The sequence below is a fragment of the Pigmentiphaga sp. GD03639 genome (assembly GCF_029845405.1).
GTDB lineage: Bacteria > Pseudomonadota > Gammaproteobacteria > Burkholderiales > Burkholderiaceae_B > Pigmentiphaga > Pigmentiphaga daeguensis.
In genome coordinates this window covers 184,721-197,479 of record NZ_JAOCLR010000005.1, presented here as the reverse complement: position 1 = coordinate 197,479, position 12,759 = coordinate 184,721, and the positions used below count along the sequence as shown (strand labels likewise).

The 12,759-nt window shown below is 67.8% G+C and carries 14 protein-coding genes; 9 read left to right on the top strand and 5 right to left on the bottom strand.

The genetic code is table 11. The annotated features are described in order from the left end of the window. Positions 1-6 precede the first annotated feature (6 nt). Positions 7-621, bottom strand: coding sequence for a YqiA/YcfP family alpha/beta fold hydrolase (locus N5K27_RS07595; RefSeq protein WP_087841694.1), 615 nt, complete (start codon positions 619-621; stop codon positions 7-9). Next, entirely contained in the window at positions 618-2,018 is a 1,401-nt protein-coding gene (gene mpl / locus N5K27_RS07590) for a UDP-N-acetylmuramate:L-alanyl-gamma-D-glutamyl-meso-diaminopimelate ligase (RefSeq protein ID WP_087841693.1), read from the bottom strand. Before mpl ends, N5K27_RS07595 begins: the two co-directional genes overlap by 4 nt. Before the next feature lie 113 nt (positions 2,019-2,131). Between mpl and N5K27_RS07585 the strand changes: the two genes are divergently transcribed. The 9 genes from N5K27_RS07585 (at position 2,132) to N5K27_RS07545 (ending at position 9,726) form a co-directional block, all read left to right on the top strand. Beyond that, positions 2,132-2,749: a hypothetical protein gene (locus tag N5K27_RS07585; RefSeq protein WP_087841692.1), complete on the top strand. Its 618-nt coding sequence runs from the start codon at positions 2,132-2,134 to the stop codon at positions 2,747-2,749. After that, a complete protein-coding gene (locus tag N5K27_RS07580) occupies positions 2,746-3,342 on the top strand; it encodes a TlpA disulfide reductase family protein (protein ID WP_087841691.1) in 597 nt (198 codons plus the stop codon). The genes N5K27_RS07585 and N5K27_RS07580 overlap by 4 nt, the downstream gene beginning before the upstream one ends. 138 nt (positions 3,343-3,480) lie before the next feature. Beyond that, entirely contained in the window at positions 3,481-3,915 is a 435-nt protein-coding gene (aroQ, locus tag N5K27_RS07575) for a type II 3-dehydroquinate dehydratase (protein ID WP_087841690.1), read from the top strand. Positions 3,916-3,937: 22 nt separating this feature from the next. After that, positions 3,938-4,399 carry an acetyl-CoA carboxylase biotin carboxyl carrier protein gene (accB, locus tag N5K27_RS07570; RefSeq protein WP_087841689.1) on the top strand — a complete coding sequence of 154 codons (462 nt, stop codon included), beginning with the start codon at positions 3,938-3,940 and terminating at the stop codon, positions 4,397-4,399. A gap of 168 nt (positions 4,400-4,567) precedes the next feature. Further along, complete coding sequence (gene accC, locus N5K27_RS07565; protein ID WP_087841688.1) at positions 4,568-5,917, top strand: acetyl-CoA carboxylase biotin carboxylase subunit; 1,350 nt, start codon at positions 4,568-4,570, stop codon at positions 5,915-5,917. A 15-nt stretch (positions 5,918-5,932) separates the two neighbouring features. After that, complete coding sequence (gene prmA / locus N5K27_RS07560; protein WP_087841687.1) at positions 5,933-6,826, top strand: 50S ribosomal protein L11 methyltransferase; 894 nt, start codon at positions 5,933-5,935, stop codon at positions 6,824-6,826. 12 nt (positions 6,827-6,838) lie between these two features. Then, complete coding sequence (locus tag N5K27_RS07555) at positions 6,839-8,098, top strand: DUF3426 domain-containing protein (protein WP_279815558.1); 1,260 nt, start codon at positions 6,839-6,841, stop codon at positions 8,096-8,098. Positions 8,099-8,103: 5 nt separating this feature from the next. Next, the gene (locus N5K27_RS07550) at positions 8,104-9,060 is read left to right on the top strand and encodes a carbohydrate kinase family protein (protein WP_087841761.1); all 957 of its coding nucleotides are present in this window, start codon (positions 8,104-8,106) and stop codon (positions 9,058-9,060) included. Positions 9,061-9,225: 165 nt separating this feature from the next. Then, positions 9,226-9,726 carry a glycine zipper 2TM domain-containing protein gene (locus N5K27_RS07545; RefSeq protein WP_087841685.1) on the top strand — a complete coding sequence of 167 codons (501 nt, stop codon included), beginning with the start codon at positions 9,226-9,228 and terminating at the stop codon, positions 9,724-9,726. A gap of 72 nt (positions 9,727-9,798) precedes the next feature. On the opposite strand, the gene N5K27_RS07540 is transcribed toward N5K27_RS07545, so the two are convergent. The 3 genes from N5K27_RS07540 to N5K27_RS07530 all read right to left on the bottom strand — a co-directional run bounded on the left by N5K27_RS07540 (position 9,799) and on the right by N5K27_RS07530 (position 12,751). Continuing rightward, positions 9,799-10,356 carry a YggT family protein gene (locus N5K27_RS07540; RefSeq protein ID WP_087841684.1) on the bottom strand — a complete coding sequence of 186 codons (558 nt, stop codon included), beginning with the start codon at positions 10,354-10,356 and terminating at the stop codon, positions 9,799-9,801. A gap of 330 nt (positions 10,357-10,686) precedes the next feature. Next, positions 10,687-11,208 carry a histone H1-like DNA-binding protein gene (locus tag N5K27_RS07535; protein ID WP_087841683.1) on the bottom strand — a complete coding sequence of 174 codons (522 nt, stop codon included), beginning with the start codon at positions 11,206-11,208 and terminating at the stop codon, positions 10,687-10,689. A 379-nt stretch (positions 11,209-11,587) separates the two neighbouring features. Continuing rightward, the gene (locus N5K27_RS07530) at positions 11,588-12,751 is read right to left on the bottom strand and encodes a ribonucleotide-diphosphate reductase subunit beta (protein ID WP_279815554.1); all 1,164 of its coding nucleotides are present in this window, start codon (positions 12,749-12,751) and stop codon (positions 11,588-11,590) included. Positions 12,752-12,759: the final 8 nt, after the last annotated feature.

Here is a 12,759-nt window from a genome sequence, read left to right as displayed (position 1 = left end):
GTGTGTTTACCCTGGGATGGATTCGTCGTCTGCCGCGGCGTCGGCGAAAGCCAGGACGCCGGGCAGGTAATGCTCGAAATCGGAGATGCCGTGGTCGCCGCCTTCGATGATGTGCTGCCACGCGCCCGCGTAGTGGTCGCGCATCTCGCGCCAGTCCAGCACTTCGTCGCCGGTGGCCGCCAATAGATAGTAGCGGCAGGGGCGGGTGATGCGCGCGACGGCGTAGGCGCGCAACTCGTCCACGTGGCCGGCGGTGAAGCTGAAGGGCTGGCCGTCGTGGTAGGACAGGTGTTCGCCCACCTGCGTGGCGAGGTCGCGCGCGCCGTGGACGACGGGATTGAGCAGGGCGGCGCGGCAGCCCAGCCGTTCGGCCAGCCAGGTCGCGTAGTAGCCGCCCAGCGAGGAGCCCACCAGGGTCAGTTCGCCGCCGTTCGCGCGCGCATGCCGCTGCATGTCGCGCGCCAGCGGCTCGGCCAGCTCCATGGCCTCGCGCGGGCTGGCCGGCAACTGCGGGCAGGCCCATTCGCGCCGGCGGCCGCGCTCGGCCATGGCCTGCGCCAACTGCCGCGCCTTGGCCGAGGCAGGAGAGGAACGGAACCCGTGCAGGTAGAGCAGCATCATGCCGAGCCGGTACCGGGGGCACGCTCGCGCAGCGCCCGCAGCAGTTTGTCGTGCACGCCGCCGAAGCCGCCGTTGCTCATCACCACCACGTGGTCGCCGGGCCGCGCCGCGGCCGCGATGGCCGCGACCATGGCGGACAGGTCCGACCAGCCGCTGGCCCGGGCGCCCAGCGGGGCCAGGGCCTCGGCCGGGTCCCAGCCCAGCGCGTGCTTGCCGTCCTGCGCGCCGAAGCAGAACACCAGGTCGGCGTCCTGCAGCGAGCCGGGAAGCTGCGCCTTCATGGCGCCCAGCTTCATGGTGTTCGAGCGGGGTTCCAGGACGGCCAGGATGCGCTCGCCCGGGACCCGGGCGCGCAGGCCCGCCAGGGTGGTGGCGATGGCGGTGGGGTGGTGGGCGAAGTCGTCGTAGACCCGCACGCCGTCCACGGTGCCGCGCAGCTCCATGCGGCGCTTGACCCCGGCGAAGCGGCTCAGGGCCGCCACGGCGTCCGCCGGGACCACGCCCACGTGCTCGGCCGCCGCGATCGCCGCCAGGGCATTCATCCGGTTGTGCTCGCCGCTCAGCGTCCAGGCCACGCGGCCTGCGGACGTGCCGCGGTGGATGACTTCGAAGGCGCCCGATGCGTCCTCCGGTCCCGCCTGCCAGTCGCCTTCGGCGCCGAACGTGACGGTTTCCGACCAGCATCCGCGCGCCAGCACGCGGTCGATGGCGGGCGTGCGGGTGGGCGCGACGATCCGCCCCTGGCCGGGAATGGTCCGGACCAGGTGATGGAATTGGGTTTCGATCGCGGCCAGATCGGGGAAGATGTCGGCGTGATCGTATTCCAGGTTGTTCAGGATGGCGGTGCGGGGCCGGTAGTGGACGAACTTCGAGCGCTTGTCGAAGAAGGCCGTGTCGTACTCGTCGGCCTCGATCGCGAACACCGGCCGCCCTGTGCCCCGGCCAGGCGAGAGGCGCGCCGACACGCCGAAGTCCTGCGGCACGCCGCCCACCAGGAAGGACGGCTGCAGCCCGGCCGACTCCAGGATCCAGGCCAGCATCGAGGTGGTCGTCGTCTTGCCGTGCGTGCCGGCCACGGCCAGCACGTGGTGGCCGGGCAGGACATGTTCGCCCAGCCACTGCGGGCCGGACGTGTAGGGCAGGCCTTCGTTCAGGATGGCTTCCATCAGCGGGTTGCCGCGGCTTACCACGTTGCCGACCACGAACAGGTCCGGCGCGAGCGCCGTCTGGCCGGCATCGAAACCCTCGATCAGTTCTATGCCTTGTTCCATGAGCTGGGTGCTCATGGGCGGGTAGACGCCGGCGTCGCAGCCGGTGACGCGGTGCCCGGCCGCCCGCGCGATCAGCGCCAGGCCGCCCATGAAGGTGCCGCAGATGCCGAGTATGTGTAGATGCATGGTTGCCTGCTTCCGGTCGGGGTATGGATTGTAGACGCCCGGGCCGGTCCGGGCCGTCGCGGGGCCGGGCCGGGGACGAAGTATGATGTCGGGGTCACCTCCTCGGAGCAATCATGTCGTTTTCTTCTTTGCGCCAGGAAATCGCCGCCGCCGCGGCCCGGATGATCGCCGAGGACGGGCTGGACTACAGCACCGCCAAGCGCAAGGCGGTCAAGCAACTGGTGGGGGCCGGCAGCCTGCCCCGCGGCGACGTGCTGCCGGACAATGACGAAATAGAGAACGAGGTCCGCGAATATCAGGCCCTGTTCATGGGGGATACCCAGCCCGCGCGCCTGGCCAGGCTGCGGCGGGTGGCGCTGTCGGTCATGGACCTGCTGGAACGATTCCAGCCCTATCTGGTCGGTCCTGTCTGGAACGGCACCGCCGGCGAGCATTCCGACATCGCCCTGCAGTGCTTCGCCGACTCATCCAAGGAAGTCGAGATATTTCTCCTGAACCATGGCATCAAGTACGAAGTGGGCGAACGCCCGGATTTCCGCGGCCGCGGCAAGGTCGAGGCCCTGTACTTCCTCTGGCAGAAGGAAGGCGTCATGTTGAGCATCTATGATGGCCTGGCGCTGCGCGGCGCCTTGAAGCCCGGCCCCGACGGCCGCGCCGAGCGCGGCGACGCGCGGGCCGTGGCGCGGCTGCTGGACGACGTCGAGGGGCGGATGCAGGGGCAAACGGCATGAGCGCGCCCAAAGGGGGCGCGGCCTCCCGCGGGGAGGACGGCGCGCGACAGCAGGGGAGTACGGCGAGCGGATCTTCCCGCCGCCGGCTGCTGGTGTACGGCGGCACCGGCCTGGCGGCGGCCCTGGTGGGCGGCGGCGTGGCCTGGTGGCGCCTGGCGCCGACCGCGGCGTCCGACCGGGCGGTGAACATCCTGTACGCGCAGACCCTGGAAGGGCTCGACGGCCGTTCCTATCCGTTCCAGCAATGGCGGGGACGGCGCCTGGTGGTGAATTTCTGGGCGACCTGGTGCCCGCCCTGCGTGGACGAGATGCCGGAACTGGACATGCTGCACCAGGAATTCGCCAATACCGCGCAGTTTGTCGGGATCGGCATCGATTCGGCCGCCAACATGCGGAAATTCGTTGAAAAAGTGCCCGTAGGTTATCCTTTGCTGATCGCCGGCAACGTCGGTACGGAACTGGCCCGCGAGCTGGGCAATGCCAGCGGCGGACTGCCGTACACGGTAGTGATCGACGAAAAAGGGGCGGTAATCCATCAGTATTCCGGCCGGATCAAGCCCGATACGTTGCGGGGCGTGCTCAGGCCCGCCTGAAGGCGTCCCTACACCCGGGACATCCCCGGGGGGTGGGATGGTCCCGACATGGCAGAATCGTCGAATTCGTTACAATTGATAGACAATATGGCGTGTTTTGCGTAAAAATCGCGCCCTTCCGTATCGCATCGCAGGCATATGGCCCATCGCATCCTGGTTCTGCACGGCCCGAATCTGAATCTGCTCGGCACGCGCGAGCCCGGTATCTATGGTGCGACGACACTGGCCGACATCGATGCACGGCTGCAGGCCCTGGCGCAGCAGCACGGCGCGTCGCTCGCCTCGTTCCAGAGCAACCATGAAGGTGCGCTGGTCGACCGCATCCAGGCGGCCGCGGGCGAAGGCGTCGATTTCATCGTGATCAATCCGGCGGCCTACACGCACACCAGCGTGGCGGTCAGGGATGCGCTCGCGGCGGTGGCGGTGCCGTTCATCGAAGTCCATTTGTCGAACGTGCACAAGCGGGAAGCCTTCAGGCACCGTTCGTATTTCTCCGACCTGGCCGTTGGCGTGATCGCCGGGCTGGGCGCCGATGGCTATGAAGCGGCCGTGCGCTACGCGCTGTCGCATTGAAGAAAATTACTGGGGAAGCCCCATGGATCTTAGAAAACTGAAAACCTTGATCGACCTGGTTGCCGAATCCGGCATCGCCGAGCTGGAGATCACCGAAGGCGAAGGCAAGGTGCGCATCGTCAAGTTCGCGCAAGGCGGCCAGCTCGCCGCCGCGCCCGCGGTCCAGGCCTACCAGGTCATGCCGCAGGCCGCCCCCGCGCCGGCCCCGGCAGCCGAAGCCGCGCCCGCCCCGGCGCCCGTCGTGGCCCAGGGCCACGTCGTCAAGTCGCCCATGGTCGGCACCTTCTATCGCGCGCCCAATCCCGGCGCCGCGGCATTCGTCGACGTCGGCCAGGCGGTCAAGGAAGGCGACCCGCTGTGCATCATCGAGGCCATGAAGCTGCTCAACGAGATCGAGGCCGACAAGGCCGGTACCATCAAGGAAATCCTGGTCGAGAACGGCCAGCCGGTCGAATACGGCCAACCCCTGTTCGTGATCGGCTGACCGGTCGACACCATGCGCATCGACACCCTGCCCGTTGATGCGCTTCACACCGTGTTATCAGTCGGGCGCCGGGACCGGCGCGCCAGTCCCGGCAAGGCATCGTCCGCCACGACGCCGCCGGAGGAAGCCGCCCCGACCAGCCGTCCGACTTTTTCAGGACATTCGTTCATGTTTGAAAAGATCCTGATCGCGAATCGCGGGGAAATCGCCCTGCGCATCCAGCGCGCCTGCCGCGAGCTGGGGATCAAGAGCGTGGTCGTGCACTCCGAGGCCGACCGCGAGGCGAAGTACGTCAAGCTGGCCGACGAGTCGGTCTGCATCGGGCCCGCGCCGTCGCGCGAGAGCTACCTGAACATGCCGGCCATCATCTCGGCGGCCGAGGTCACCGACGCCGAAGCCATCCATCCCGGCTATGGCTTCCTGTCCGAGAATGCCGATTTCGCCGAGCGGGTCGAGAAGAGCGGTTTCGTGTTCATCGGCCCCAAGCCCGAGTCCATCCGCATGATGGGCGACAAGGTCAGCGCCAAGCAGGCCATGATCGCGGCCGGCGTCCCCGTCGTGCCCGGTTCCGACGGCGCGCTGCCCGAGGATCCGAAGGAAATCATCCAGATCGCCCGCAAGGTCGGCTATCCGGTCATCATCAAGGCCGCCGGCGGCGGTGGCGGACGCGGCATGCGCGTGGTCCATACCGAGGCCGCGCTGCTCAACGCCGTGACCATGACGCGGTCCGAGGCCGCGGCGGCGTTCAACAATCCCGACGTGTACATGGAGAAGTTCCTCGAGAACCCCCGCCACGTCGAGATCCAGGTCCTGGCGGACGGCCAGCGCGGCGCGATCTGGCTGGGCGAGCGGGACTGCTCGATGCAGCGCCGCCACCAGAAGATCATCGAGGAAGCGCCGGCGCCTCACATTCCGCGCCGGCTGATCGACCGCATCGGCGACCGCTGCGCCGACGCCTGCCGCAAGATCGGCTATCGCGGCGCGGGCACGTTCGAGTTCCTGTACGAGAACGGCGAGTTCTATTTCATCGAAATGAACACCCGCATCCAGGTCGAGCACCCGGTCACCGAGGCGATCACGGGCGTGGACCTGGTGCAGGAGCAGATCCGCATCGCCGCCGGCGAGAAGCTGCGGCTGCGCCAGCGCGACATCGTGTTCCGCGGCCATGCCATCGAATGCCGGATCAATGCCGAGGATCCGTTCCGCTTCACTCCCAGCCCGGGCCGCATCACCAACTGGCACGTGCCCGGAGGCCCCGGCATCCGCGTCGATTCGCACGTCTACAACGGCTATTTCGTGCCGCCCAACTACGACTCCATGATCGCCAAGGTCATCGCCTATGGCGATACGCGCGACCAGGCACTGGCGCGCATGCGCATCGCCCTGTCGGAAATGGCGGTCGACGGCATTTCGACCAACATCGCGCTGCATCGCGAACTGCTCCAGGATGCCCGCTTCATCGAAGGCGGAACCAACATCCATTATCTGGAGCATCGCCTGTCCCAGCGTCCGGACTGAAGGTAGCGAGTCCGTATGCGCGAACTGGTGTTCGACTGCCCCGAGCAATTGGCCGAGCCGCTGTCCGACGCGCTGCTGGAAGCGGGCGTGTTGTCGGTGTCGGTCGAGGATGCCGATTTCGGCACCGAGGCCGAACGGCCCTTGTTCGGTGAGCCCGGCCTCGAGCCGGAAACCCAGGCCTGGTCGCGCAATCGCGTCGTGGCGCTGCTGCCCGACGGCGAGGATCCGGCCCAGTTGCTGGCCCTTGCCTGCGCGGCCTGCGGCATCGACGACACCCCTGCCTGGCAATTGCGCGAGGTGCCGGATGCCGACTGGGTCCGCCTGACCCAGTCGCAGTTCGAGCCCATCGAGGTCGATGCCCGCATCTGGATCGTGCCGACCTGGCACGAGGTGCCGGACCGCCCGGGCACCATCTCCATCCGCCTCGATCCGGGCCTGGCCTTCGGCACCGGCAGCCATCCCACCACGCATCTGTGCCTGGCCTGGCTGGCCGCCAATCTGCGGGCTGGCCGCAGCGTGCTGGACTACGGCTGCGGTTCGGGCATCCTGGCGATCGCCGCGCGCAAGCTCGGCGCCGGCGAAACCGTGGGCATCGACATCGACCCGCAGGCGGTCCAGTCCGCCCAGGCCAATGCGCAGGCCAACGGGGTCGAGGTGCTGACCGGGCTGCCCGATGTGCGCCAGGGCTGGCGCGCCGACGTCGTGGTGGCCAACATCCTGTCCAATCCGCTCAAGGTGCTGGCGCCCATGTTGTGCGATCGCGTGTTGCCGGGCGGCGACCTGATCCTGTCGGGCGTGCTCGAGCGGCAGGCCGACGAAGTCGCGCGGGCGTATGCGCCATGGATCGAGATGAAGGTCTGGCGCGCGCTGGACGGTTGGGTCTGCCTGCACGGGCAGCGTCCCGCCTGACGGACGCCCGGCATGACGCTCGCCACTCGCTGCCCCCAGTGCGCCACGGCGTTCCGGGTGGCCCCGGACCAGATCAAGCTGCGTGGCGGCTGGGTGCGGTGCGGGGTCTGCAACGAAGTCTTCGATAGCAGCCAGAGCCTGATCGAGCTGGACCCGGCCGGCGGCGCGCCGCGCCCGGTGGCCGCCGGACCGGCCTTTCCGCCCGAGGCGCCAATCTCTTCGCCCGAGGCGCCGGCTTCCCCGCCCGAGTCGCCGGTCGAGCCGCACGTGCTGCGCCGGCGCGGAGAAGGCCTGGTCGCCTCCATGCAAGACGATGGCAGCCAGGCGCCTACGCCGGAACCCACGCCCTCGTTCTCTTCGCCGCTGGCCGTTGCCGCCGGCGAAGCCGGCGTGCCGGACCGCGAGGCAACGCCGGGCGCCGAGTCCTTTCCGGTCGCGGGCGCTTCGCCGAAGCCGGCCTTGACGGACGAGGCGGCCGATGGCGCCCTGCCTTCGGTGCTGCGATCCCGCCGCGCCGCGCCGGCCACGGCATCCGACGGTGCGCCGGTCCAGCCGCCGGATGCGGAGGTCGGACCCGCCGTCGCCGTCCCGACGACGCCTGCCCTTGGCTCCGCCGAAGACGCACACGCTCCCATCGTGGGCGAATCCCGCCCACGCGAACGGGAGTCCCGCGGCGACGAGGCGCCCGATTTCCTGGACGAAGAGGCCCGGCAACGCCGGCGGCGTGCCCAGTGGCTGTGGGGCCTGGCCGCGCTGATCGCGCTACTGGTCCTGCTGGCTCAGGCGGCCTGGATCTTCCGTGCCGAGATCGCGACCCGCGTGCCCATGCTCCGTCCCGCCATGGAGCGGCTGTGCCAGCGGTGGCAGTGCACGGTCGGCTACCCCCGCGCGCCCGAACTGCTGGTCATCGAGTCCTCGTCCGTCGAGCCCTGGTCGCCCGAGTCGCCGGGATTTGCGCCTCCCATCGCCGACGAGGCCGAGCCGGTGCCGGGCGAGTCCGCCGGCATCGTGCTGCCGACGCGCCAGCTGGCGCTGCGGATGGTGTTGCGCAACCGCGCCACCTTTCCGCAGTCCTGGCCCGCCATCGAACTGTCGCTGATGGACCTGTCCGACGCGGTGGCCGCCCGCCGCGTGCTGCTGCCCTCGGTCTATCTGTCGCCCCGGGATTTCGCCCAGCCGCTGGGACCGCTCCAGGAGCGGGTCCTGCGGATTCCCATCGAAACCATCGACGCCCACGCCACCGGCTACCGCGTCGCCATCTTCTATCCGTGACCGCCATGGCCCATCCCGAAACCGCTCCCGTCATCATCTGCGGCTCCGTTGCGTTCGATACGATCATGGTGTTCGAAGGCAAGTTCCAGGAGCACATCCTGCCGGAGCAGGTGCACGCGCTCAGCGTGTCCTTTCTCGTGCCGTCCATGCGCAAGGAGTACGGCGGCTGCGCCGGCAACATCGCTTACAACATGCGGCTGCTGGGCGGCACGCCCGTGCCCGTGGCCACGGTGGGCGAGGACGCGGGCGACTACCTGCGCCGCATGCGCGAGCAAGGCACCAACGTCGACTGGGTCAAGGTCGTACCCGGCACCTTCACGGCGCAGTGCTTCATCACGACCGACCTGGCGGACAACCAGATCACCGCATTCCACCCCGGGGCCATGTCGGCGGCGGCCACCAACGACCTGACCGGCGCGCCCGGCGTCTGGGGCATCGTCGCGCCCGACGCGAAGGACGGCATGTTCGCCCATGCGCGGCGGCTGCACGCGCAAGGCATCCCCTTCATCTTCGACCTGGGGCAGGCCATGCCGCTGTTCAACGGCGAGGACCTGGAGGAAATGCTGGCGCTGGCGCAGGTGCTGACCGTCAACGATTACGAGGCCCATGTGGTCGAGCAGCGCACGGGCCGCAGCATGGCGGACATCGCCGCGGGCCTGCAGGCGGCCATCGTGACCCGGGGCGAGAAAGGCTCGACGCTGCTGACCGGCGGCCAGGAGATCCACATCGATCCCGTCAAGGCCGAGGCCGTGGTGGACCCCACCGGTTGCGGGGATGCCTATCGCGCCGGGCTGCTGTACGGCCTGACCGTGGGATGGCGCTGGGAAGACTGCTGCAAGCTGGCCAGCCTGATGGGCGCCATCAAGATCGCCTGCCGGGGCCCGCAGAACCACCAGATCAGCCGCGAGGAGATTTCGTCGCGCCTGGAACGCAGCTACGGGCTTTCGCTGCCGCAAGGCTGATGCGATTCGCCGTGGTCATGGTTTGAAACAACCTGGGCCGGTCGGGGGCGGGCGCCCAAGGGCCGGTGGGCGAACCGACAGGGTATAAATCCAGTCCAAGATCTTTGTTTCATACCAAGAAGAGGGCGCTGCGGCGTTTCTCCGCTTTTCCATCAGGATGGCTCTATGAACCCAAGCAATTCGTCTCTTTCCCTGGCTGCCGGGCGCGGGCGCGCCCTGGCGGTGGCTGCCGCGCTGTCGGCGCTGGCGCTTTTGGCCGGATGCGCGACGGGCAGCAACTCGGCGTCGGTCTATGACCGCAACCAGGCTCAGCGCGAGCAGGTGGTGCGCATGGGGACGGTGGAGTCGGTGCGACGCGTCACGATCGACCGCGGCCAGACCGGCGTGGGCACGGCCGGCGGCGCGATCGTCGGCGGCGTGGCGGGCAGCAGCATAGGCGGGGGCCGTGGCCAGATCATCACCTCGGTGCTGGGCGCGATCGCCGGCGGCATCGCCGGGCAGGCCGTGGAAGGCGGGATGTCCAAGCGCGAAGGCCTGGAAATCACCGTCCGCTTCCAGAACGGGGAGTTGCGCTCCATCGTGCAGGAAGCCGACGAGATGTTCTATGTCGGGGACCGTGTGCGCGTGTTGAGCGGCACCGGCGCCACCCGCGTCACGCACCTGTAAGGCAACGAGGCCGGCGCCGCTTGCCCGGCGGCGCCGCATCGATACCGGGGCGGGCCCTGGGCCCGCGTGGCCTTACAGCCCGAAGATGGGCAGGCCGATGCGGGACAGCACCATCAGCGCGATCTGCGTCAGCAGGAACAGGACCAGCGGCGACAGATCCAGGCTACCCAGCGAAGGCAGCACGCGCCGGATCGGATCCAGCAGCGGGGCCGTCAACGCGTGAAGGACCGGCATGGCCGGCGCGCCGGGGTTGACCCACGACAGGATCACCATCAGCAGCGTGACCCACATCACCAGATTGATGGACCACTTGAGCATCAGCATCAGCGCGATCCACAGCCCCTCGGGCAGCATGGAAAGCGGATTGCCCCCCGCAACCAGGATGATGGCCGCCAGATAGACCAGCGCCGTCAGCCAGGCCGCCACCAGGCAGGCCCAATCCACGCCACCCCGCCCCCCCAGCACCCGCCGCAGCGGAATCACGATCCAGTCCGTGACCTGGAACACGGTCCGCGAAATGGGGTTGTACGGCGGCATCCGCACGAACTGCAGCCACAAGCGCAGCAACAGCACGGCCCCGTAAAGGGTGAAAACGACGTTGAGCAAAAACCGGGCGATATCGCCAACCATGAGGACTCCGGGCACCGTACTGCTGTTCAGCAGGTTGTAAGCAAAAGATTATAACCCCCCCCCCCTACGCGCTGACGCGCGCCCCCCAGGGGGCGGCACTGGCGGACCGGCAAAGCCGGATCCGCGGTGCCCTGGATCAAGGCAAGCAAGCGGTGCTTCGCACCGAGATATCCTACGCAGACCCAGGATGCGGTGGATCCGGCTCCGCCGGTCCACCCGCATCGCCCCCTGGGGGGCGCGCGAAGCGCGTAGGGGGGGCCACAAAAAACCCCGCCAAAGCTCGCACCTTGGCGGGGTTTGAATCAGAGCGCAAGGCGCTCCGATTAGGGCTTACGGGCGGCTGCCCGTAGGGAAGGGCCAAGCAGCGGCAGGGTTGAGCGCCGTTTTCGCGCCCGGCGCAGCCGCGGTGGACGGCGCAGGGGCAGGCTTTTTGGCTGCAGGCTTCTTGGGAGCAGCCTTCTTGGCCGGCGCCTTCTTCGCAGCAGGCTTCTTGGCAGCAGCGGCCTTCTTGGCCGGGGCCTTTTTCGCCGCGGGCTTCTTGGCGGCGGCAGCCTTCTTGGCCGGGGCCTTCTTGGCTGCGACCTTCTTCACTGCGGCTTTCTTAGCCGGAGCCTTCTTGGCCGCAACCTTCTTCACTGCGGCTTTCTTGGCCGGAGCCTTCTTGGCCGCGACCTTCTTCACTGCAGCTTTCTTGGCCGGGGCCTTCTTGGCCGCGACCTTCTTCACTGCGGCTTTCTTGGCCGGGGCCTTCTTGGCCGCAACCTTCTTCACTGCCGCCTTCTTGGCCGGGGCTTTCTTAGCCGGGGCTTTCTTGGCTACCGCTTTCTTCGCGGCCTTCTTGGCTGTCGCCATGGTCTGCTCCTTTACGAGACGTTCAGGGACCCAGAACACGAACCCGCTCGGACCATCCTCACGGGCTATTCATCGGCGCAAGCCCTGCTGGTGAACGAAACCTCAACAGCGGAATCAGTTTGCGCTAATGAATGCTGCACACAGCCATTCGACATACCCCGCAACTGGTGCGACCCATGTCGAATGACTTGGCAGGCGGTTTCCCGCCTGCCGGATGACACCCCCGTTTGCCCGGCCGCCAATGCTTCGTCTTCGACAAAGCAACATGCGCAGGGGCCGGATGGTGCGCTGGGCGAGGGGACCTGCCCCATGCGCCGCGTCTGAACTCATCCGGGCCCTGCCGGGCGCCCGAGGGCGCCTGATCCTGTCTACGTGTGGTCTAGTCCCAGCTCAGCGCCCCGCCGGTCTGGTACTCGATCACACGCGTTTCAAAGAAATTGCGTTCTTTCTTCAAGTCGATCATTTCCGCCATCCACGGGAAGGGGTTCTCTTCCTGCGGGAACAGCGGTTCGATGCCGATCTGCTGGCAGCGGCGGTTGGCGATGAAGCGCAGATACGATTTGAACATCGGCGCATTCAGGCCCAGCACGCCGCGCGGCATGGTGTCTTCGGCGTAAGCGTATTCGAGTTCGACCGCCTTGCGGAAGAGTCCGCGGATTTCCTCGCGGAATTCCGGCGTCCACAGATGCGGGTTCTCGAGCTTGATCGTGTTGATGAGGTCGATGCCGAAGTTGCAGTGCATGGACTCGTCCCGCAGGATGTACATGTACTGCTCGGCCGCGCCGGTCATCTTGTTCTGCCGGCCCAGCGCCAGGATCTGGGTGAAGCCGACGTAGAAGAACAGGCCTTCCATCAGGCATGCGAAGACGATCAGCGACTTCAGCAGGGTCTGGTCGGCCTCCGGCGTGCCCGTCTTGAAGTTCGGGTCGGCGATGGCGTCGATGAAGGGGATCAGGAACTCGTCCTTGGCGCGGATGGACGGAACTTCATTGTAGGCATTGAAGATTTCCGACTCGTCCAGGTCCAGGCTTTCGACGATGTACTGGTAGGCGTGGGTGTGGATCGCTTCCTCGAAGGCCTGGCGCAGCAGGAACTGCCGGCACTCCGGGGCGGTGATGTGGCGATACGTGCCCAGCACGATGTTGTTCGCGGCGAGCGAGTCGGCCGTGACGAAGAACCCCAGGTTGCGCTTGATGATGCGGCGCTCGTCCTCGGTCAGGCCCTCGGGGTTCTTCCACAGCGCGATGTCGCGCGACATGTTGATTTCCTGCGGCATCCAGTGGTTGGCGCAGGTGGCCAGGTATTTTTCCCAAGCCCACTTGTACTTGAACGGGACCAGCTGGTTGACGTCCGTCTGGCCGTTGATGATGCGCTTGTCCGCGATGTTGACGCGACGCGAGGAGGCGGCGCCGGGCGCCGCAGCGCCCGCGGCCAGCGCGACCTCGTCGAACGCGCCGGCGTGTTCGCGCGGCGCGGCGGTGCCCGCCGGCTGCAGGGCCGGCGTGGCGGAGGGGGTGGATACTTCTTCGTCCCAAGACAACATAGATCGAC

Excerpts from the sequence above, each read along its gene's own strand:
- N5K27_RS07585 (WP_087841692.1), top strand. The coding sequence starts at position 2,132 with ATGTCGTTTTCTTCTTTGCGCCAGGAAATCGCCGCCGCCGCGGCCCGG.
- N5K27_RS07550 (WP_087841761.1), top strand. The coding sequence starts at position 8,104 with ATGGCCCATCCCGAAACCGCTCCCGTCATCATCTGCGGCTCCGTTGCG.
- prmA (WP_087841687.1), top strand. The coding sequence starts at position 5,933 with ATGCGCGAACTGGTGTTCGACTGCCCCGAGCAATTGGCCGAGCCGCTG.
- N5K27_RS07580 (WP_087841691.1), top strand. The coding sequence starts at position 2,746 with ATGAGCGCGCCCAAAGGGGGCGCGGCCTCCCGCGGGGAGGACGGCGCG.
- mpl (WP_087841693.1), bottom strand. The coding sequence starts at position 2,018 with ATGCATCTACACATACTCGGCATCTGCGGCACCTTCATGGGCGGCCTG.
- N5K27_RS07595 (WP_087841694.1), bottom strand. The coding sequence starts at position 621 with ATGATGCTGCTCTACCTGCACGGGTTCCGTTCCTCTCCTGCCTCGGCC.
- accC (WP_087841688.1), top strand. The coding sequence starts at position 4,568 with ATGTTTGAAAAGATCCTGATCGCGAATCGCGGGGAAATCGCCCTGCGC.
- N5K27_RS07555 (WP_279815558.1), top strand. The coding sequence starts at position 6,839 with ATGACGCTCGCCACTCGCTGCCCCCAGTGCGCCACGGCGTTCCGGGTG.
- N5K27_RS07530 (WP_279815554.1), bottom strand. The coding sequence starts at position 12,751 with ATGTTGTCTTGGGACGAAGAAGTATCCACCCCCTCCGCCACGCCGGCC.
- N5K27_RS07540 (WP_087841684.1), bottom strand. The coding sequence starts at position 10,356 with ATGGTTGGCGATATCGCCCGGTTTTTGCTCAACGTCGTTTTCACCCTT.
- N5K27_RS07545 (WP_087841685.1), top strand. The coding sequence starts at position 9,226 with ATGAACCCAAGCAATTCGTCTCTTTCCCTGGCTGCCGGGCGCGGGCGC.
- N5K27_RS07535 (WP_087841683.1), bottom strand. The coding sequence starts at position 11,208 with ATGGCGACAGCCAAGAAGGCCGCGAAGAAAGCGGTAGCCAAGAAAGCC.
- aroQ (WP_087841690.1), top strand. The coding sequence starts at position 3,481 with ATGGCCCATCGCATCCTGGTTCTGCACGGCCCGAATCTGAATCTGCTC.
- accB (WP_087841689.1), top strand. The coding sequence starts at position 3,938 with ATGGATCTTAGAAAACTGAAAACCTTGATCGACCTGGTTGCCGAATCC.